Source organism: Pseudarthrobacter sp. SL88 (assembly GCF_026672455.1).
Lineage (GTDB): Bacteria > Actinomycetota > Actinomycetes > Actinomycetales > Micrococcaceae > Arthrobacter.
In genome coordinates this window covers 3,363,643-3,383,060 of the sequence record NZ_JAPPRD010000001.1, presented here as the reverse complement: position 1 = coordinate 3,383,060, position 19,418 = coordinate 3,363,643, and the positions used below count along the sequence as shown (strand labels likewise).

Annotated in this window: 22 protein-coding genes; 12 read left to right on the top strand and 10 right to left on the bottom strand. The window is 65.6% G+C overall.

The features are described 5' to 3' along the window. The first annotated feature begins 2 nt into the window (after nt 1-2). Nucleotides 3-428: a CoA-binding protein gene (locus tag OVA06_RS15235; RefSeq protein ID WP_056076864.1), complete on the top strand. Its 426-nt coding sequence runs from the start codon at nt 3-5 to the stop codon at nt 426-428. A gap of 13 nt (nt 429-441) precedes the next feature. Here OVA06_RS15235 and OVA06_RS15230 read toward each other — a convergent pair whose 3' ends face one another. Further along, nucleotides 442-1,473, bottom strand: a complete 1,032-nt coding sequence (locus tag OVA06_RS15230) for an isopenicillin N synthase family dioxygenase (protein WP_268159429.1) — start codon at nt 1,471-1,473, stop codon at nt 442-444. Nucleotides 1,474-1,518: 45 nt separating this feature from the next. On the opposite strand from OVA06_RS15230, the gene OVA06_RS15225 reads away from it, so the two are divergent. The 4 genes from OVA06_RS15225 to OVA06_RS15210 are packed head-to-tail and all read left to right on the top strand — an operon-like array spanning nt 1,519 to nt 3,099. Next, nucleotides 1,519-1,926 (top strand): MmcQ/YjbR family DNA-binding protein, encoded by a 408-nt coding sequence (locus OVA06_RS15225; RefSeq protein WP_268159427.1) that lies wholly within the window; start codon nt 1,519-1,521, stop codon nt 1,924-1,926. Continuing rightward, nucleotides 1,919-2,473 (top strand): DUF1990 family protein, encoded by a 555-nt coding sequence (locus OVA06_RS15220; protein WP_268159425.1) that lies wholly within the window; start codon nt 1,919-1,921, stop codon nt 2,471-2,473. Before OVA06_RS15225 ends, OVA06_RS15220 begins: the two co-directional genes overlap by 8 nt. Continuing rightward, nucleotides 2,470-2,790 carry a putative quinol monooxygenase gene (locus OVA06_RS15215; RefSeq protein ID WP_056076855.1) on the top strand — a complete coding sequence of 107 codons (321 nt, stop codon included), beginning with the start codon at nt 2,470-2,472 and terminating at the stop codon, nt 2,788-2,790. The genes OVA06_RS15220 and OVA06_RS15215 overlap by 4 nt, the downstream gene beginning before the upstream one ends. A 15-nt stretch (nt 2,791-2,805) precedes the next feature. Beyond that, nucleotides 2,806-3,099, top strand: a complete 294-nt coding sequence (locus OVA06_RS15210; RefSeq protein WP_268159423.1) for a DUF503 domain-containing protein — start codon at nt 2,806-2,808, stop codon at nt 3,097-3,099. A gap of 80 nt (nt 3,100-3,179) precedes the next feature. Here the strand turns inward: OVA06_RS15210 and purL are convergent, their stop codons facing one another. Genes purL through purS form a run of 3 tightly spaced genes read right to left on the bottom strand, consistent with a single transcriptional unit; the run spans nt 3,180 to nt 6,524 of the window. Then, complete coding sequence (gene purL, locus OVA06_RS15205) at nt 3,180-5,489, bottom strand: phosphoribosylformylglycinamidine synthase subunit PurL (RefSeq protein ID WP_056076850.1); 2,310 nt, start codon at nt 5,487-5,489, stop codon at nt 3,180-3,182. Beyond that, the gene (gene purQ / locus OVA06_RS15200) at nt 5,486-6,271 is read right to left on the bottom strand and encodes a phosphoribosylformylglycinamidine synthase subunit PurQ (RefSeq protein WP_261619952.1); all 786 of its coding nucleotides are present in this window, start codon (nt 6,269-6,271) and stop codon (nt 5,486-5,488) included. The genes purL and purQ overlap by 4 nt, the downstream gene beginning before the upstream one ends. A gap of 1 nt (nt 6,272) precedes the next feature. Then, nucleotides 6,273-6,524 carry a phosphoribosylformylglycinamidine synthase subunit PurS gene (gene purS, locus OVA06_RS15195; protein ID WP_015935902.1) on the bottom strand — a complete coding sequence of 84 codons (252 nt, stop codon included), beginning with the start codon at nt 6,522-6,524 and terminating at the stop codon, nt 6,273-6,275. A gap of 267 nt (nt 6,525-6,791) precedes the next feature. On the opposite strand from purS, the gene OVA06_RS15190 reads away from it, so the two are divergent. Both OVA06_RS15190 and OVA06_RS15185 read left to right on the top strand, forming a co-directional pair. Continuing rightward, complete coding sequence (locus OVA06_RS15190) at nt 6,792-6,977, top strand: hypothetical protein (protein WP_056076845.1); 186 nt, start codon at nt 6,792-6,794, stop codon at nt 6,975-6,977. 114 nt (nt 6,978-7,091) lie between these two features. Beyond that, a complete protein-coding gene (locus tag OVA06_RS15185; protein ID WP_268159420.1) occupies nt 7,092-10,421 on the top strand; it encodes a S8 family serine peptidase in 3,330 nt (1,109 codons plus the stop codon). 107 nt (nt 10,422-10,528) lie between these two features. On the opposite strand, the gene OVA06_RS15180 is transcribed toward OVA06_RS15185, so the two are convergent. From OVA06_RS15180 to OVA06_RS15165, 4 genes are all read right to left on the bottom strand, one after another. Continuing rightward, nucleotides 10,529-10,906, bottom strand: a complete 378-nt coding sequence (locus tag OVA06_RS15180; protein WP_268159418.1) for a serine protease inhibitor — start codon at nt 10,904-10,906, stop codon at nt 10,529-10,531. Next, entirely contained in the window at nt 10,884-11,846 is a 963-nt protein-coding gene (locus OVA06_RS15175; RefSeq protein ID WP_268159416.1) for a 3-methyladenine DNA glycosylase, read from the bottom strand. Before OVA06_RS15175 ends, OVA06_RS15180 begins: the two co-directional genes overlap by 23 nt. After that, a complete protein-coding gene (locus OVA06_RS15170) occupies nt 11,833-12,417 on the bottom strand; it encodes an SSI family serine proteinase inhibitor (RefSeq protein ID WP_268159414.1) in 585 nt (194 codons plus the stop codon). Before OVA06_RS15170 ends, OVA06_RS15175 begins: the two co-directional genes overlap by 14 nt. 101 nt (nt 12,418-12,518) lie before the next feature. Beyond that, nucleotides 12,519-12,986: a MarR family winged helix-turn-helix transcriptional regulator gene (locus OVA06_RS15165; protein ID WP_261619955.1), complete on the bottom strand. Its 468-nt coding sequence runs from the start codon at nt 12,984-12,986 to the stop codon at nt 12,519-12,521. A gap of 76 nt (nt 12,987-13,062) precedes the next feature. Here OVA06_RS15165 and OVA06_RS15160 point away from each other — a divergent pair, with 76 nt between their 5' ends. Next, nucleotides 13,063-13,305, top strand: coding sequence for a hypothetical protein (locus OVA06_RS15160; RefSeq protein ID WP_056077069.1), 243 nt, complete (start codon nt 13,063-13,065; stop codon nt 13,303-13,305). Between the two features lie 159 nt (nt 13,306-13,464). Continuing rightward, nucleotides 13,465-13,680 carry a hypothetical protein gene (locus OVA06_RS15155; protein WP_056076835.1) on the top strand — a complete coding sequence of 72 codons (216 nt, stop codon included), beginning with the start codon at nt 13,465-13,467 and terminating at the stop codon, nt 13,678-13,680. A gap of 101 nt (nt 13,681-13,781) precedes the next feature. Here the strand turns inward: OVA06_RS15155 and OVA06_RS15150 are convergent, their stop codons facing one another. Then, nucleotides 13,782-15,140, bottom strand: coding sequence for an aspartate kinase (locus OVA06_RS15150; RefSeq protein WP_045730003.1), 1,359 nt, complete (start codon nt 15,138-15,140; stop codon nt 13,782-13,784). Between the two features lie 206 nt (nt 15,141-15,346). Between OVA06_RS15150 and OVA06_RS15145 the strand changes: the two genes are divergently transcribed. From OVA06_RS15145 to OVA06_RS15135, 3 genes are all read left to right on the top strand, one after another. Then, nucleotides 15,347-16,306 (top strand): ABC transporter ATP-binding protein, encoded by a 960-nt coding sequence (locus OVA06_RS15145; protein ID WP_261619956.1) that lies wholly within the window; start codon nt 15,347-15,349, stop codon nt 16,304-16,306. Continuing rightward, on the top strand, nt 16,303-17,436 hold the full coding sequence (locus tag OVA06_RS15140) for an ABC transporter permease (RefSeq protein WP_268159408.1): 1,134 nt from the start codon (nt 16,303-16,305) through the stop codon (nt 17,434-17,436). Before OVA06_RS15145 ends, OVA06_RS15140 begins: the two co-directional genes overlap by 4 nt. A gap of 636 nt (nt 17,437-18,072) precedes the next feature. Further along, a complete protein-coding gene (locus OVA06_RS15135; protein WP_268159406.1) occupies nt 18,073-18,735 on the top strand; it encodes a hypothetical protein in 663 nt (220 codons plus the stop codon). 56 nt (nt 18,736-18,791) lie between these two features. Here the strand turns inward: OVA06_RS15135 and recR are convergent, their stop codons facing one another. Further along, entirely contained in the window at nt 18,792-19,391 is a 600-nt protein-coding gene (gene recR / locus OVA06_RS15130; RefSeq protein ID WP_091718033.1) for a recombination mediator RecR, read from the bottom strand. Nucleotides 19,392-19,418 lie beyond the last annotated feature (27 nt).

Genomic DNA, 19,418 nt, shown 5'->3' with positions numbered 1-19,418 from the left:
GCATGGGCCACACGAACGATCCTGCAGTTATTGAACGCCTCATGCGGACCAAGGGGCGGTGGGCCGTCGTCGGCCTGACCACCAACGAGTGGCGCTCCGCCTACGACGTATCCTTGTTCATCCGGGACCAGTTGGGCATGGACATCATACCCGTCAATCTTGCCGGCGATACCGTGCACGGCGAACCGGGGTACCGGACACTGGCGGAAATTCCGGCGGAAAAACAGCCCATCGACGTCGTGGATTGCTTTGTGAACTCTGAGAAAGTCGGCGAGGTAGTGGATGAGGCGATCGCCATTGGCGCCAAGGCCGTCTGGCTTCAGCTGGGTGTCATCGATGAAGCCGCCGCGGAACGTGCCAAGGCCGCGGGCCTGGATGTTGTGATGAACTCCTGCCCGGCCCAGCAGGCCTGGAAGTTCAAAATCTGAGCCCGTGGGGAGGTTAGCCCCGCTTCAGGAGGTCCGGGTAATGCCGCTCGGTGACGTCCGGGTGTGCCCGCATCCTGCCCTTGAGCATGTTGAGGCCAAAGGAGGCGAGCAGCGGGTTGCGGGGGTCGTCCGTGATGCCGCGTGCGGCTGCCTTCAACTCCGGGGCCAGCGGTACGGGCTGGATGACCGAGTCCAGGCGGGGTGACCAGAAGAACGGCACCGAGTAACGGTCCACGCCCGGGGGCGGTGCCTGCACTCGATGGATCGTGGCCGCAAGGTACCCCTCGGTGGCTACTTCGAGCATTTCGCCGAGGTTCACCACCAACGCCCCCGGGAGGGGCTCCACCGGAAGCCATTCCGAGGTCCCCGGCGGTTTTACTTCCAGGCCTCCAACGTCGTCCTGCAGCAGGAGCGTCACGAACCCGTAGTCCGCGTGGGAACCTACGCCCTGGTCACCGGCCTCTTTGACGACGCCGCCAACATAATGGACCAATTTTCCCATCCATGCCGGCGCTTCCCGGAACGGTTCGTCAAAATAGTCCTCGGGCTGCTGCAGCGACACGGCAATGGCTCGCAGCAGCTCCATCCCCACTCCGGACATCAGTTCGGCCCAGGCCATGGCTGCCGGCTTTAGTTCCGGGAACGCCTCGTCCGGCCACTGGTTGGGTCCCTGCAGCAGCCAGTACGGCTGGTCCGGCGGATAGCTGTCAACGGGCGGGCGCTCGGGGGAGTAGTCGATCTGCTCGCGCGCATCCGCCCGCCCCTGGGTCACTTCGGTTCCCATCCTGGTGTAGCCGCGGAAGTGCGGGGAAAGCCGGTTGTCGAGCTTCATCCGTTCTTCGAGGGGAAGTTTGAAGAACCGCCGGACTGCGTCGAGGAGCTGGTCCGCCTGCCCTGGCGAACCCCCGTAACCGGTGATCTGGAAAAAGCCCACGTCATGGGTGGCATGCCGCAACTGCTCGATGAATTCCGGACTGAAAGTCCCGTAGGGCTGCCGTGCGGTGCTCAAATCCAGAACAGGTATGGCTCCCTGATCGTGTGACATCCTCGCAGACTAGCACCGTAAGGACGCGCTTTATAGGCTTCATTCATGGACCCCGACCTGCTGCGCAAGATCTGCCTCTCATTCCCCGGCGCCTTCGAGGACTACCCGTTCGGGCCGGAGACTTCCGTCTTCAAGGTCCGTGCCCACATCGCCGGTGGAACCCGGCATGAGGCGAAGCTGTTTGCGCTGTCCTCCATGGACCCCGGCGATTTCTACGTGAACCTCAAATGCGATCCGTCCCTGGCGGTTCAGTTGCGGGCCGCGCACCCGGCCATCGACGGAGCCTGGCACATGAACAAGACGCACTGGAACGGTGTCCGCCTGGACGGTTCCCTCCCGGAGAGCATGGTGCGGGACATGGTGGAGGACTCCTATGACCTGGTGGTTGCCGGCCTGAGCCGCAAGCAGCAGGAACAGCTTGGCTGGGCACGCCTGGGACGTTCGGGTGAATGAGGCACGGCCGGCCCGCGGCAGCCTGAATTACCCGGGTATTGGAAGTACAAGGCAGGGAACGACGCCGGCGGGGTACGCCAGCGTCCTGGAGGAGGTGCGCTTGGGGTCGGGGCTGCCGCTGTTCCGTCGTGTGGCGGACGGCATCCTTGGGTGGGATCTGCAGCGGCGCGCAGGGCTCCGTGTCCGGGCGGAGTCCCCACAGGCAAGGCCGGGCGTGCGGGTGGTCAGCGGCTTCGGCGTCGGCCCGTTCCGGTTGAACGCGCCGTGCGAGGTGGTGTGGGTCCTGGAACCTTCCACGGACGGCATGCCGCAGGCAGCAGGTTTTGGCTACGGGACGCTTCCGGGACATCCCGCCCGCGGCGAAGAATCCTTTGAGGCGGTCATCGACGCCTCGGGTGTGGTCTACCTCCGGATCCGTGCCTTCAGCAAACCAGCCAACTGGTTCTACGCCACCGGCGGACTGGTGACGCGGGCGGCCCAGCGGTACGTTACTTCCCGGTACATTGAAGGGGCACGCACACTCGCCGCGGAAGGAACGTCCCAGTGATCTTTATCGTCGTTAAGTTCAAGGTTAAGCCGGAATGGTCGGAGCGCTGGCCGGAGCTGGTGGCAGACTTCACCGAGGCAACCCGGCAGGAGCCCGGAAACCTTTGGTTCGACTGGTCGCGCAGCCTGGACGACCCCAACGAGTACGTCCTTGTCGAAGCGTTCAAGGACGACGCCGCGGGCGACCATGTGAACAGCGAACACTTCAAGAAGGCCATGGCGGACATGCCGCAGGCCCTCGCCGAAACTCCCCGCATCGTCAGCCGCCAGCTCGACGGCGACGGCTGGGACCGCATGGGTGAGCTCACCATCGGCTAGGGAAGGACCGCAGCCATGTGGGTCGGCTGGATTGAGTTCGACATCCTCTTGGGTGACGTCCAGAGCCTGAAGGAAAAACGGTCCGTTGTCAGGCCACTCGTTGCCGAATTAAAACGCCGCTTCGACGTCTCGGCCGCCGAGGTGGGCGACCACGACCAGTACCGCCGCACCAGGGTGGGCTCCGGCCTGGTGGCAGCCGACCGTGCGCACCTCGTGGAGGTGCTTGACGCCGTCGAACGCTTCGTGGCGGGCCGCCCGGAAATCGAGCTGCTCAGCGCCCGCCGCCGGGACCTGCACAGCGAGGATTAAGGGGAGATTAAAAACGATTGCTCCGTAACTGCCGTTTTGAGGGTTCAAAAGGGCCGTTACGGAGCAATCGATGGGGGAGCTTAGCCGAAGTACTTCGGCAGCGTCCCTTCGTGGGCTTCGCGGAGGGCGTCGAGGGACAGGCTCTCCACGCCGTTGATTTCCAGGGCGCCGCTGGCAGCGTCCACCACGCCGATGCGGGTGTGCGCGAAGCCGCGGGCGGTGCACATATCCGTGAAGCGCACTTCCTCCGAGCGGGGAACGCCCACGACGGCGCGTCCCTGGGATTCGGAGAACAGTGCCGTGAACAGGTCCACGCCATCGCGGTCCATGACATCCTGCAGCGCAATCCGCGCGCCGACGCCATAGCGCAGCGAGGACTCCACCAGCACGGCGGCCAGGCCACCCTCGGAGAGGTCGTGTGCGGCGTCGATCATGCCGTCGCGGGAGGCATTGATAAGGATCTCACCCAGTGCGCGCTCGGTCTCGAGGTCAACCTTCGGCGGCTGGCCGCCCAGGTGGCCGCGCATGTTGGCCCACTCAGAGCCGTCCAGTTCGGCAGCGGTGGTGCCCAGCAGGTAGATCGCCTGGCCATCCTCACGCCAGCCCGACGGCGTGCGGCGGGCGACGTCGTCGAGCTTGCCCAGGACCGCCACCACGGGGGAGGGGTGGATGGGGGTGGTGCCCGTCTGGTTGTACAGCGAGACGTTGCCGCCGGTCACGGGGATGCCGAGCACCTGGCAGGCGTCGGACAGGCCGCGGATAGCTTCGGCCAGCTGCCACATGACATCCGGGTCCTCGGGGGAGCCGAAGTTCAGGCAGTCGCTGACGGCCATGGGGATGGCACCTGCGGTGGCAACGTTCCGGTACGCCTCGGCCAGGGCCAGCTGTGCACCGTGGTACGGGTCGAGGTAGGTGTAGCGGCCGTTGGCGTCGGTGGCCAGGGCAACGCCCAGGCCGGTTTCCTCGTCAACGCGGACCACGCCGGCGTCGTCCGGGAACGCCATGGAGGTGTTGCCGCCCACGTACCGGTCGTACTGGTTGGTAATCCAGGACTTCGAGCACATGTTCGGCGATGCCACGAGTTCCGTCACAGCCTTGGCCAGCTCGGCGGGTCCGGCCGGGCGGCCGGCATCCTGCACGGAGCCGGTAAAGGTGTCTGCCTGGACGGAATCCTGCCACTCGGGGCGGGCAAACGGGCGGTCGTAGACCGGGCCGTCGTGCGCCACGGTGCGGGGATCGACGTCGACAATCACGTCGCCTTCCCAGGTGATGATCAGGCGGCCCGTGTCGGTGACCTCGCCCAACCAGGAGTACTCCACGGCCCACTTGTCCATGACGGCCTCGAACGCTTCCACGTTCTCCGGCGTCACAACGGCCATCATGCGTTCCTGCGACTCGGACATCAGGATCTCGCCCGGGGTCAGCGTGGGGTCGCGCAGCAGGACGGAGGTCAGCTCAACCTGCATGCCGCCGTCGCCGTTGGAAGCGAGCTCGGACGTGGCGCAGGAGATACCTGCCGCGCCGAGGTCCTGGATGCCTTCCACCAGGGAGCCCTTGAACAGCTCAAGGCAGCACTCGATGAGCACCTTCTCGGCGAACGGGTCGCCCACCTGGACGGCGGGACGCTTGGACGGCTTGGTGTCATCAAAGGATTCGGAGGCCAGCACGGAAGCGCCGCCGATTCCGTCGCCGCCGGTGCGCGCACCGAACAGGACCACCTTGTTGCCCTTGCCCGAAGCGTTGGCAAGGCGGATGTCCTCGTGGCGCATGACGCCCACAGCCAGGGCGTTGACCAGCGGGTTGCCCTGGTAAACGGAGTCGAACACCATTTCGCCGCCGATGTTGGGCAGGCCCAGGGAGTTGCCGTAGCCGCCGATGCCGGCAACGGCACCGTGCATCACGCGGGCTGTGTCCGGGTGGTCGATGGCGCCGAAGCGCAGCGGGTCCATGACGGCAACGGGGCGTGCGCCCATGGAGATGATGTCGCGGACGATGCCGCCGATGCCGGTGGCCGCGCCCTGGTAGGGCTCAACGAACGACGGCGAGTTGTGCGATTCGATCTTGAAGGTCACGGCCCAGCCGTCCCCCAGGTTGGTGACGCCGGCGTTTTCGCCGATGCCCACCAGCATGTCCTTCTTCATTTCCTCGGTGACCTTTTCGCCGAACTGGCGCAGGTGGTTCTTGGAGGATTTGTAGGAGCAGTGCTCGCTCCACATTACGGAGTACATCGCCAGTTCGGCGCCGGTGGGGCGGCGGCCCAGGACCTTGACGATTTCGTCGAACTCGTTCCGCTTCAGGCCAAGCTCGGCCCACGGCAGGTCCGTCTTCGGAGTCTTGCCGGCGTTCTCCACCGTGTCGATGTTGAACTTCTTGGTGGTTTCGGTGGTCACTTGTCGCCTCCCACAATCTTGGTCAGTACGGAGGTGAAGAATCCGAGGCCGTCGGTATCGGTCCCGCCGACGCCGGCGGAGCCGGACAAAACAGTTTCGGGGCCAAAGCCCTGCTCCACAGCGTGCTCGGGGTGCGGCATGAGGCCCACCACGTTGCCGGCTGCGTTGGAGATGCCGGCGATGTCGCGGCGCGAACCGTTCGGGTTAAAGCCCACGTAACGGAAGACGACGCGGCCTTCGGCCTCAAGGGCGTCCAGGGTCTTGTCGTCGGCGATGTACTGGCCATCCTGGTTCTTCAGCGGGATGGTGATCTCCTGGCCCGCCTCGTAGTCCAGGGTCCAGGCAGTGTTGCTGTTCTCGACGCGCAGGATCTGGTCGCGGCACAGGAACTTCAGGTGATCGTTCTTGATCATCGAACCCGGCAGCAGGTGCGATTCCGTGAGGATCTGGAAGCCGTTGCAGATGCCCAGGACGGGCAGCTTGGCGTCACTGTTTGCGGCGTCGATGATCTTGGACATCAGCGGCGCGAAACGGGCAATGGCGCCGGCGCGGAGGTAGTCGCCGTAGGAGAAGCCGCCGGGGATGACCACGGCGTCCACGTCGCCAATTTCCGTATCGCCGTGCCAGAGTTCGACGGCGGTGCCGCCGGCCAGGCGCACGGCGCGGGCAGCGTCGCGGTCATCCAGGGTTCCGGGGAAGGTGACGACGCCGATCTTCGCGCCCGCAAGGCGCGGGTTGGCGGCGACGGCGACAGCCTCGCCGATCAGGGGAAGTTCAGTCATGTCAGGCCTCGACGACCTCGACGTTGACGACGTCCTCGATGACGGGGTTGGACAGGAGGGTTTCGGCGGCGTCGCGGGCCTGGGCCAGGATCTCCTCCGTCACCTCGCCGTCCACGGTCAGTTCGAAGCGCTTGCCCTGGCGGACAGAGCTGAAGCTGGTGAAGCCGAGGCGGGGAAGAGCGCCGACGATCGCCTTTCCCTGGGGGTCAAGAATCTCGGGCTTGGGCATGACGTCAACAACGATCCGGGGCATCCGGCAACTCCTGTGCGTGAGCTTGGGTAAGGGCGCAGCGGAGTGATGCCGTCTCACGCCGTACCGGTGTTGGGGGCACACTGTAAGGCAGTGTTCCAGACTTTGTGGACGGGCGCTCCGCGAGCTTGCCCTATCATTCTACCGGCCCGGCGGCCCCACCCTGTATTCGGTAGATCCACGTCACGGCGAGGCCCGCGCAAGGGCAATCCGGCACATCCGTGCGATCCCGCTATGGAGTTGAAAGGGACCCTTCACTAGGATGACGGGATGGCAGAGAATTCGAAGTCCGTCCTTTTGCCAGTGATGGCCGCAGCCGTATTTGCCGGCCTGGGCCGGATGGTCTTCCAGAAGATCAAAGCCGACCGCCGTGCCCGGGAAAACCGCACCGCCGGTCCTGTGGACGAGAAGACCCGGCAATGGATCAGCGACGTGGTCCGGACCCCGCGGCAGTAGCGTTCTGCTGCGGATTCCTGCGCCCTGCCTTGCGTAGGCAGGTCTTCCCGGGGTGCCCGGTGAGACCCCCGCCAGCAATGCTTATGACTGGCGAAAATTTGCCGTTTGTGCCCTATGTCATATTCGGCTATCAGTCTGTACTCTGTGAACCGGCTGGTCTTATCGAATTACAAAACCTGTAATTCCCTGTACCACGCCTGTCGTTTCCGGCCCTCTAATCCTGACAGGCCGGTTCATCGTGAAAGGGTGCACGTGAAATTAACAGGAAAGAGCCCTGCAAGGGGCGGCGGGTTCCGGAGGGCTGCAGCGTTCTCCGTCGGGATTCCGCTGCTTCTTGGTTCAGTGGCAGCCGTGCCGGCCACGGCAGCCCCCGCCACGGGGCAGGTTCCGTCGGTCCAGCAGAAAGACCTTGATCCCAAGGACTACCAGGCCGGCAGGTACATCGTGGTACTGGCTGAGAAGCCCGCAGCCACCTATGCAGGCGGCACCGGCGACCTGAGCGCTACGAAGCCTGAAAGCGGAAAGAAGCTCGACGCCGGGCGGCCAGAGGTGCAGCGCTACCAGCAGCATCTCGAAACGCAGCAGCGCGAGATTGCCAAGGATGAAAGTGTCCAGATCAAACGCAACTTCACCGCCGCCATCAATGGCTTCGCCGCGGATCTCTCCGCCGACCAGGCGCTGAAACTGGCCAAGGACCCGAAGGTCCTCATGGTGGCGCCGGATACCGAGAACGCGCCGGACTACTCCACCACCGATTTCCTCCAGCTCTCCGGCCCGCAGGGCATCTGGAACACATCCTTCGGTGGCACGGAGAACGCCGGCAAGGGTGTTGTGGTGGGAGTCATCGACTCCGGCTACACCCCCTCCAGCCCCTTTTTCGCCGGAACCGACGTCAAGCCGCTGGCCGGAAACCCCGAAGTGGGCGTGCCCTACCGGACAGCAGACGGCAAGATCGCGATGCTGAAGTCCGACGGCGACACGTTCGTGGGCGAATGCCAAAAGGGCGAAGGCACCGGGGCCGCCTTCGACGGCAGCGCCTGCAACTCCAAGGTCCTCAGTGCCCGCTACTTCGCCGACGACTTCAAGAAGTACGTCCCGGAGGCCAACCGAGCCCCCGAGGAAGTCCTTTCTCCCGTTGATGTCGGAAGCCACGGTACCCACACCGCCAGCACCGCAGCCGGAAACGCGAACGTCCGGGCCAACCTGGGCGCCCGTGACATGGGCATCACCGGCGGCGTCGCTCCGGCGGCCAAACTCTCCATCTACAAGGTCTGCTGGGAAGACACCGACCCCAACACCGGCGGCTGCTACAGCTCCGCATCGGTGGCCGCCATCAATCAGGCGATCCTGGACGGCGTGGATGTCCTGAACTACTCCATTTCGGGCAGCACCTCCACCACCACGGACCCGGTTGCCCTGGCCTTCCTCTCCGCCGCCTCAGCTGGAGTCTTCGTTTCCGCATCCGCAGGCAACAGCGGCCCCACGGCCAGCACCGTAAACCACGGCGCACCCTGGCTCACTACTGTCGCTGCCTCGTCCTTCTCCACAGAGCTACAGGGAACTGTTGAATTCGAGGACGGCAGCAAGTACCGCGGTGCCAGCCTGATGGCCAACAATGTCCCGGCCAGTCCGCTGGTCCTCGCCGCATCTGCTGCCGCAGCAGGAGCCGCAAGCCCCGAGCTCTGCGGACCGAACACACTGGACCCCGCCAAGGTGGCCGGCAAGATTGTCGTCTGCGACAGGGGAGTAGTTGACCGTGTGGCCAAGAGCGCCGAGGTCAAGCGCACCGGCGGCGTCGGCATGATCCTCGTCAACGTCACCCCGTCCTCCGAGGACGTGGACCAGCACGCCGTTCCCACTGTCCACGTGAATCCGCCGGCAACCCAACAGATCAAGGACAAGCTGGCAGCCAACCCCGCCATCAAAGCCGCGCTGGTAAACAAGGACACCACCGGCCTGCCGCAGGAGCCCCAGCCGCAGATCGCCGGATTCTCCTCACGCGGCCCGCTGCTGGCCACCGACTCCGACCTGCTGAAACCGGACGTCGCCGCTCCCGGCGTCGCCGTTCTGGCCGGTGTTTCACCCATCGGTGAAGCCGGCGCCCAGTTCGGCATGATGTCCGGCACATCGATGGCCGCCCCGCACGTGGCAGGCTTCGGTGCGCTGGTCCTGGGCAAGAACCCCACCTGGTCGCCCGCCACGGTCAAATCAGCCATGATGACCACCGCTACGGACGTCAAGAACGCGGACGGCAGCCGAAACACGGATGTCTTCGCCACCGGCGCCGGCCAGGTGTCGGTTGCCAAGGTCCTGGACCCGGGACTGGTGTACGACGCCAACGAAACCGATTACCTGAAGTTCATCCAGGGAACCGGACTGGACCTGGGCATCCCGGATCTGGGGACTACGGCGCCGCGGGACATGAATGTGGCCTCGTTTGCACTCGGCGCACTGACGGGCAGGACCGAAGTGACCCGCACGGTGACGGCCCTGACCCCCGGCCTGTACCGCGCCCAGGTGAATGTGCCGGGCGTCAAAGTCACGGTGACCCCCTCGATCCTGAACTTCAGTGCGGTGGGCGAAAAGCGGACTTTCAAGGTCAAGTTTGAAAATGCCTCCGCCCCCACAGGCCAGTTCGCCATGGGCAGCCTGGTCTGGCAGGGTGCCGGCAAGAACGTCGCTTCGCCGGTAGCGGTCCGTCCGCAGTCCGTGGTGGCGCCGGCGAATGCCGCCTTCAGCTCAGTGGGCGGTACCGGGCAGGGGAAGATTCCCGTGGTGTCCGGAACCAACGCACCGGTCAGCATGACGGTGGACGGCCTGTCCAAGGCGGATTCAACTGCCGTGGAACTGGTCCCCGGGCCGCTGGCGCTGGCGAACAACACCTCCAACGCCATGAAGCAGGTGACGGTGGCTGCGGGTTCGCCGCTGGCCAAGTTCTCCGTCTTCTCCTCGGACGAGAATGCTGACTTCGATCTCCTGGTGTTCACCCCGGATGGCAAGCAGCTCGCCTCCCAGACGGTGTCCGCCAGCGAATCAGTGTCCGTCGCCAATCCCAAGGCCGGCGTCTACACGATGTTTGCCAACCTCTACGCAAGCCCTAACGGCCAGCCCACCAAGGCCTCGTTGGATGCTGCAGTCCTGGGTGCAAACGTGGGCAATGCCTCGGTCAGCCCGAACCCGCTTCGGTTGGCGAACGGCACTGCCGGTGACGTGACGTTGTCGTGGCAGAACCTCCAGCCTGGCTCCTACATCGGCCGGGTCAACTACTCCGGCGGTGCCACGCCCACCTTTGTCTCGGTGGTAGTGACCCCGGGGGCCGGCGCAGTGGTCCCGGATGACGAGCAGACGGACCCGGGCAAGAAGGACAAGAAGGACAAGGTCAAGAAGGAAAAGAAGAAGAAGGAGTTCCAGGACGAATCGGGGAGCTCCAACCTGGGAATCTAGGCGCAAGCCTCCCAGGAGGCCCGGAGCCTGGATAACCGTATAACTGATGGCCGGCGGATCGACTGCGATCCGCCGGCCATCAGTGTTTGGGGCGGGTATCCGTCCGCCTAAGTAGTGCCGGCGGCTCCGGCAGTTCCGCCCAGCAGTGGAGCAAGGGCCCGCCACCGGGAAATCTCGCAGCCATCGGTCAGTGTCAGCGTGGTGTGGACGCGCCTGCCGTGGAACGTCCCCGTAACGACAGCCTGCTGCGGCCCGCCGTACTGCTGGGTACAGAGCCGTGGCGGCCCGGGTTCGGGAAAGAAAATCGCGGGTCCGTGTTTGAGGACGGCGTCGAGCGCGGCCTGCGGGTCCGGTACGGTCGAGCCGGGGGATACCTTGCCGTTGCTCGCCTGCAGGGTGAAGTTATGGTGCGGGCCGTCCGGTGTTTCGCTGAGGTTGATCACCAGGTGAACGGATCCGGGATCAGGCTGCGCCTTGTTCGCCATGGACTTCTCCTTTTGCGGACGTGGTGGGTAGGCCTGTGGCCGTCGCCAAAGCCGCTGCCAGCCTGCCCCGAAGTGTTGCGGCTTCCTGGGCAAACCCACGCTGCCGGGCAACGTAGTCGGCTTTTCCATCGGCGGTCTCAATACGGATGGGCGGGTAGCCCCAGCCGGCGAGGTCGTAGGGGGATGCCTGCATATCCATGGCGCGGATCCGCCACGAGAGCTCGAAGCAGTCCATGACCAGCTCGCTTGGAAGGGCGGGAAGCAGCTTGTAGGCCCACTTGTAGAGGTCCATGTTGGCATGCAGGCAGCCGGGCTGCTCCATGTGCCGTTGGGAGTCCCGGGTAGGCAGGTGCTCATTAAGCGGCAACGCATCAGGAGAATAGAAGCGGAACGCATCAAAGTGTGTGCAGCGGATGCGGTTATCCTCCACCACCTGGTCCGTTCCCTCGGAGCCAAGGCGCAGTTTCAGGTATTCGTGGCGCAGGTCGAATTTGTCCTGGCGGTACACCATGGCCCATTCATGAAGGCCGAAGCAGCCGAACTGGGCAGGCCTGGCCGCGGTTCCGCGCAGGATGATTTCCGCGAAGGCCACCGCGTCCGCCCGGTCGGCCAGGAAGGCGGCCCGGTCGAAGGCGACCGCAGTGCTTCCTGTTGGCAGGCCCAGCACAGCCACTTCGCCGTCGTCGAGCTCCCGGTAGTGCTTCCATCCGCGCCGGGCCTCGCCCGCGCTGCCTACCAGAACGGTTCCAGCGCCGGGGTGCCAGCGGCGAAGCTGGCCCGGCTTTTGCGTGTAGTAGGTGAAAAGGAAGTCCTCCACCGGGTGTTTCCGCCCGGCGGACCTCCGCTCCAAATATGGATCGGCGTAGCGGCCCACGCGCAGTTGATGGGCCTCTTCCCGCGTCCGCCACTCGTCCGCCGCCAGGAGCCTAAGTTGCTCCACCGGCGCCTCCAAGAATGTCTTTCGCGGCGTCCCAGTCGCTGATTTCGCAACCGTCCGTGCGGGCGAAGGATGCCTCGACGGCGGTTCCGTCAACCACCCCGGTCACGGTCGCCTTTTCCGGTCCGCCATATTGCTGGGTGCAGGCCTGGGCCGTGCGGGGCGCCTGGTTCAGCAGGGCAGCATTCCGTTTGAGGGCCGCACAGGCGGCATCAGCCGTGGGGTGGCTGCTTTCGCCTGCCGGAACTCCGGATTCGCACACGAGCGTGTAGTTGACGGCGGCTTGGCCTTCCGCCGGAATGACTGTGATGGCAAGTTCGGCATTGCCCTGGCCGGGCCCGGCAGGCAGCGCGGACGGGGATGCAGGTGGCGGGGCCGGAACGGACGTTTCGGTGTCCGGGGATGGAGTGGCTGTTGACGGAGGGGCGGTTGCCGACGACGGGGCGGAGGAGGTTGGCGACTGAGCCGGGGGTGTGGATGAGGGTGGGTTGCCGCCGTCCGGGCCTCCGGTGCAGGCGGAGAGCAGGCCCGCAATGACGGCAAGGGCCGCCAGGTGAAGCCTCACGTTACGCATGGTCCGACGCCTCATTCATGCCTCGATTCTAACGTCCCCTGGTTGTGCTGGGTGCTCCGCTGAACCGGCCCGGTGCGCTGGAGGGGAGTGGGCTGCGCTGCCTATGACTCCCCGCTGCCGGACGTGGCGGCGATGAGTGCCATCATGCTGGCGTGCAGCTCGGTGACCTGCCCGCGTGTCAGCCCCAGCCTGTCCATCATGGTGCCGGGAACCTTGAGCGCCTCTTGCCGGAGGGCGGCACCTTTTGGCGTGAGCTCCACCGACAGGGCACGTTCGTTCCCGTCGGCCCGGTGCCGGGTGATGAATCCGGCCGCTTCAAGACGGCGCAGCAGCGGCGAAATGGTGGCCGGTTCCTGGGCGAGGGCTTCGCTGATGTTCCTGACGGTGCGGGGACTGGTTTCCCACAAAGCGAGCATGACGAGGTACTGCGGGTGGGTCAGGTTCAGTCTTTCCAGTACTGGCTTGTAGGCGCCCACGACGCTGCGGGAAGCCACGGTCAGGGCGAAACACAACTGGTGCTCCAGGAGCAGGTCGTCTTCGCGGGCGTCCGGGGCGGCTGCGGTGGTCATCGGTCCTCCAACTATTAGTGCACTAATAATTAGCGTACACTTTCGGTAGGCAGGATGTCAGATGGAAGGAAAGTTCATGGCCAGGCGCAACACTGAAGACAGGGGCAATGCTTCCCAGCGGTTCATGCGGGCCACCGGCAAATTGCGGGCAGTCTTCGGGCCGGCCAACCGTTCCGCCCTCGGACACGCCATGACCGAGGAAAACCGCCGGCTCCTTGAACAGCGCCAGGCCGAAAGCCAGCAATGGGAGACCATCACCCGGCCGGACGGAAGCACCTACGTGGTGCCGAAGGACCCGGGCGACAAATCCCTGCGCTGATCGGCCCGCGGCCCCCGTCCAACTGACCGGCCGCTGCTTCCCGCCGGAACGCCGGTATCCCGGAGCTTTTTGCCCGTCCCCGGCGTAAAATGAGGGGCACCGGCTCCCGGGTGGAGCCAATGGCTCATTTCCTCGCACCGGGGAAGGGGGTGGAAAACAGTGGCACACGTACTCAGCGGATTCATGAGCATGACGGACCGGCTCCGCTTCTTCTTCGGTCCAGCGACCCGGCTTGATGCCGATACTCCGGTGATCCACAGGCACGACGATTTCGAGCAGGCCTCCGAGGAGGACCTTGCGCACTTCGTGGTGGAAACCGACTCAACAGGCCACCACTACGCCGTCCGGCGGGAAGACCTGGAACGGGAAAGCTGAACCCTTCCGGCATTCAGGTCCCAAGCCGCACAGCATGAAAAAACCGGGCCGCTTTCCATGAATCATGGAAAGCGGCCCGGCTTTTTGTCTGCCTGCGGCTGTCAGCGGCCGGTGCCGCCATACACGGTGGCTTCGTTGTCGCTGTCCAGCTCGAACGCATTGTGGATGACGCGCACAGCCTCGTCCAGCAGGTCTGCATGGGTGACTACGGAGATCCTGATTTCCGATGTGGAAATCATGTTGATGTTGATGCCGGCGTCGGACAGCGCCTTGAAGAAGGTGGCCGAGACGCCCGGGTGGGACCGCATGCCGGCGCCGATCAGGGAGAGCTTGCCGATCTGCTCGTTGTATTCGATGGTTTCGAAGCCGATCTTGTCCTGCGCGGCGTGCAGGGCCGCAAGGGCATCGGCGCCCTCAACGATGGGAAGCGTGAACGAAATGTCGGTCTTGCCGGTTCCGTGGGTAGACACGTTCTGGACGATCATGTCGATGTTGGAATGGGCATCGGCGATGACCTGGAAAATAGCGGCGGCCTTGCCCGGGATGTCCGGAACGCCCACAACGGTGACCTTGGCTTCCGAGCGGTCGTGCGCAACGCCGGAGATGATTGGCTGCTCCAAGGCAACTCCCTCTTGAGTGGTGATCTTGTCTTCGGCGCTGGGGATGACCCAGGTGCCTTCGTGCTGGCTGAATGAGGAACGAACGTGAAGGGGCACGCCGAATCGGCGGGCATACTCGACGCACCGGAGATGCAGGATCTTGGCGCCGGACGCTGCAAGCTCCAGCATCTCCTCGCTGGAAATGGTGTCGATCTTCTGGGCAGACGGGACAACCCGGGGATCGGCCGTGTAGATGCCGTCCACATCCGTGTAGATCTCGCAGACGTCAGCTTCCAGTGCAGCAGCCAGGGCCACCGCGGTGGTGTCCGACCCGCCCCGGCCCAGGGTGGTGATTTCGTTGGTGCTCCGGCTCATGCCCTGGAAACCGGCCACAATGGCGATGTTTTCCTTGTCCAGCGCGGTGCGGATGCGGTGGGGGTCCACGTCGATGATGCGGGCCTTGCCGTGGATGCCATCGGTGATCATGCCGGCCTGCGACCCGGTAAAGGACTGCGCGGACGCGCCGAGTTTGTTGATGGCCATGGCCAGCAGGGCCATTGAGATACGTTCGCCGGCGGAGAGCAGCATGTCCATTTCGCGGGCAGGGGCGGAATCGGTGACCTGGGCGGCGAGGTCCAGGAGTTCGTCGGTGGTGTCGCCCATGGCGGAGACCACCACAACAACCTCGTTGCCGGCCTGCTGGGCGTTTACCACCCTGGCGGCCACACGCTTAATGCCGTCAGCGTCCGCCACTGAGGACCCGCCGAACTTCTGCACGATGAGTTGTTTGGTTACCGCACCGCCGGCCTGCAGGCCCTGCGGCTGCGTCGCGTTGTGCACTTCGGTAGTGGGCGTACTCATGGCGCATACCTTCATCGGATCAATGGGATTTTCGGAAGCCAGGCAGCGGGGCGGCCCGGCATCCTCCGACAGTTTATCGCCGCCCGTACCGCGCCGCTGAATTGTGACCGAATCTCAGCACGGAGGACGACATCCCGGCCATATCCGCTGGCGTACGCTCGGAGGATCAGCACGCAGCAATACTGTGGGGGACAGGTGCGCACACGATGGCAATAATTTCGGAACAGCCCGGCGGGCAGCAGGTTCCCGACGGCGGAATCACGGCCCAGGGGGTGAGCCGCAGCTTCGGCACTGTCCGCGCGGTGGACCATATGGACTTCCACGCCCCGGCGGGCAAGGTTACGGCACTCATCGGCCCCAATGGTGCAGGAAAGACCACCCTGCTGCTCATGCTTGCCTCGCTGCTGGCCCCGGACCAGGGCACCATCACTGTTGGCGGCCTGGACCCCGTCCGGAACCGCGCGGAGGTCCGGAGCCGGCTGGGCTGGATGCCGGACACCCTGGGAGTGTGGGAATCGCTGACTGCCCGGGAGATCCTGACCCAGATGGCCAGGTTCTACCGGCTACCCGCGTCCGGGATCGCTCCGCGGGTCACGGAGATGCTGGAGCGTGTCCGGCTGACAGGCCTCGCCGACCAGCCCGCCCGGGTCCTGTCCCGGGGGCAGCAGCAGCGGCTGAGCCTTGCGCGCGCGCTCATCCACGATCCATCGGTGCTGCTCCTGGACGAGCCAGCTTCAGGCCTGGACCCGGGTTCCCGCGTTGAGCTGCGGACCACGCTCCGGCAACTCGCCGCCGAAGGAAAAGCCGTTGTGGTGTCCTCGCACGTCCTCAGCGAACTGGATGAGATCGCGGACGGTGCGGTGTTCGTCAACAACGGACGCACCGTCCGGCAGCAAACCACCGAGGAGGCGGCCGCCGCTGGCCGCCGTTATGCGATTACGGCGGCCGATACAGCTGCGCTCGCCGCGGAACTGGCGCGGCTGGGGCTCGAATTCCGCCGGGAGGAAGGCCGCCGGCCGGGCGTCAGCCTCGTTCTGCACAACGAGGTCGGGGCGGAGCGGCTCCTGCGCGACCTGGTGCTCGCCGGCGTCGGAATCCGTTCCTTTGCCCCGGCCGTCGGCGCGTTGGAGGAGACCTACATGAACCTCGAGGGGGAACGGCGATGAGCAGCATGACGGAAAACCGGGAAGGATCTGCCCACCGCGGAGCGCCCGGCCCCTACATGGCGGGGATCGGGCATGTGGTGGCCCTGGAGCTGAAACAGCGGCTCCGGTCCCGCGGCTGGTACATCATGCTGGCCATCTGGTTCGCCCTGACCGGACTGGTGACCTGGTTGACGTGGGCAAGCTGGAGCGCCTCGAATGCCTTCCAGCGCGACTTCGGTGACGTATCCGGAGCAGGATCCACCGGCCCGGGGTCTCTGATTTTTGAAGTGGTGCTGGCGTTCGTCCTGCTGTTCGCGCTGCTGGTGGCGCCGGCACTGTCTGCCAACGCGGTGAACGGTGACCGGGCGGGCGGTACCTTGGCTATCCTCCAAGTCACGCTGCTGGAACCGGGCCAGATCCTTTGGGGTAAGTTTGTCGCGGCCTGGGCTGCTGCCCTGGCGTTCCTGGTGGCCAGTACCCCTTTCCTGGTAATTGGCGTGGCCCTGGGCGGCCTGACTCCCGCGTACATACTGGTATCGCTGGTGATGCTGGCCGTTGAGGTGGGCATTGTGTGCGCCATTGGCGTCGGGATTTCCGCACTGGCCGGGCGCCCGCTGTTTTCCATTGTGGTGACCTACCTGGCGGTGGCCGGCCTGGTGGTGGGCACCCTGATCTCCTTTGGGCTGGGCACCGGGCTGACCCAGGGCACGGTGCTGGCCAACAACCCGCAGTACCGTGCCTACGCGCCGCTGCAGTCAGAGCCCATGGACGCCGGCTACACCTGTGCCGGACCCCTTCGGGAACAGTCCGCCATGCATACCGAGCGGGTGGCCTGGACGCTTGCCATGAATCCCTTCGTAGTGGTGGCGGACGCTATTCCGTATCCGGACAGGACGGCGCGGCAGGACTTCACGTCCATCGGTGCGATCGAAGGCATCAGCCAGGCAGCCCGCCAGGCCATGGCCGGGCCGGAGGGGACCACGCCGTGCGCCAACGGCAAGGTCCAGCCCACATATTTGGGACAAAAGACCCCGCTGTGGCCGCTGGGCCTCGGTCTCCAGCTCGTGCTGTCCGGGCTCCTGATGTGGCTCGGCTGGCGTTCGCTCCGGACACCCGTCCGCAAGCTGCCCCGCGGGACCCGCATCGCCTGAGCATGCCGGCGGGGCTGAACCTGACCCCGCTGGGAGGGACGTTTCGAGGTTCGGCCCGTCGGGATCTGGACAGCCCGGAGCCGGTATCCCACGATTGAACCAGCGCAAACTCAATTGGCCGGCAACCGCCGGTCGCTTCCGGGGCTGGGGCCTGTCCAGGGAAGGCGGACCCGACATGCCCGATCAGCGGCAACCTTCCGGAAATCCCGCGCCGGAGCCATTCTTTGAGCCGATCGGCCGGGACGCTGGCCAGCCGGGCACGGATCCTGCCGGATCCCCAGGTGCACGGGATAATGCCGATGACGCCGACGACGGCGGGCGTACGGCCGGTCCGGGGTTCCGGGCGACGGTGCCAGGGGCAGTCGTGGCGTGGCGGGTGAGTGTTGCTTCGCTTCGCTTTTGGGCCGTTGCGGTGGGCGCGGCGTGTGCGACGTGGGCCGTCGCCGCAGGCCTGGTGTGGGTGTCGGCCGCCGCGGAAGGCGAACAGTCCGGCTCGGTTCCTGCTGCGTTGCTGATCTACGTTCTTGCGTCCTCGCTGCTTCCGGCTGCGGCGGCGCTGGTGGGGATGCACTGGGGCATGGCTTGCCAGCTGCGGCGAGCCTCGACCGGGGAGCCTTATGGGGGTTTCTTCCCGCCGTGCTTGTCACGGCCCTGCAGGGCCTGGTGTTCGCAGTGTTGGTGCTGGTCAGTCTTCTCATCCAGGCAGCGGCTGCCGGTGGTCCAGGATCCGTTGCCGTCACCGCGTCAGGACTGGCGGCGGTGGAAGGGTCCCTGTTCGGTGCCATGGGTGTTGCGGTGTCCGCCCTGCTGGGTCGCCCTGGCCTGGCGAGGGTGGCGGGTTGGGCGCTGGGCCTGTTCATTGTGGCGGGGACCCTGGTTGCCGGTGCCCTGCTGGTGCCTGCCGTCCGCTCCGAAGAACCGGTTACGGTGGCCCTGAACGTGCACCGGGCAGCAGACGGGACTCCCGTTGCCTACGAGTGCTCGCAGGTCCCGGCCGGAACTGTTGAGATTTACCACACGGAGCGGATCATGTGGCTGCCGGCTGTGAGCCCCATTGTGGTGTTGACGATGCTGGCCGGTGCACCGGGGGCAGGGCAGGAGCTGCCCGGCTGGCTTTCGGCGGAACTGCAGGCCGCGGCCGACGGCCCCAGGGTTCCGTGCGTCAACGGGGAACCGAGGAGCATGGATTCGCCGCGGACGCCCCTCGCAGCGGCTGGCCTCCTGCTGCAGGCTGGCTTGACCGGTGCCCTGCTGGGTGGCGCGCACGTGGCGGCGTCCCGCCGTCGTCCGCCTGCCTGACAGGGACTGGCGCTCTGCGCCGGCTGGAACCCGGGGTTCCGGCCCTGATGCCGGGGTCAGCTCAGAGCGTTCCGCCGGCCTTCGAACGCGCGGCCCAGCGTGACCTCGTCCGCATACTCCAGGTCGCCGCCTACGGGCAGCCCGGAGGCCAACCTGGTGACAGCAATCCCGATGGTCTTGAGCATCCGCGCCAGGTAGGTGGCCGTAGCCTCGCCCTCCAGGTTGGGGTCGGTGGCGATGATGACTTCCTGGATGGCGCCGTCGTTCAGCCTGGTGAGCAGCTCACGGATGCGCAGCTGTTCCGGGCCGACGCCGGCAATCGGATTGATGGCTCCGCCCAGCACGTGATACCGCCCGCGGAACGAGCGCGTACGCTCCACCGCGAGGACATCCTTGGACTCCTCCACCACGCAGATGATGGCAGGATCGCGGCGCGGGTCCCGGCAGATGTTGCAGAGCTCCTGTTCCGTGACGTTGCCGCAGACCGTGCAGAACTTGACCCGGTCCTTGACCGTGGTGATGGCTTCCACCAGCCGCTTCATATCCTGTGGATCTGCTTCAAGGATGTGGAAAGCCAGCCGCTGCGCCGACTTGGGACCGACTCCCGGAAGGCGTCCGAGCTCGTCGATAAGCTCCTGGACCGCACCTTCGTACACAATTCCCTCTTTAGCTTGGTTTGGTTG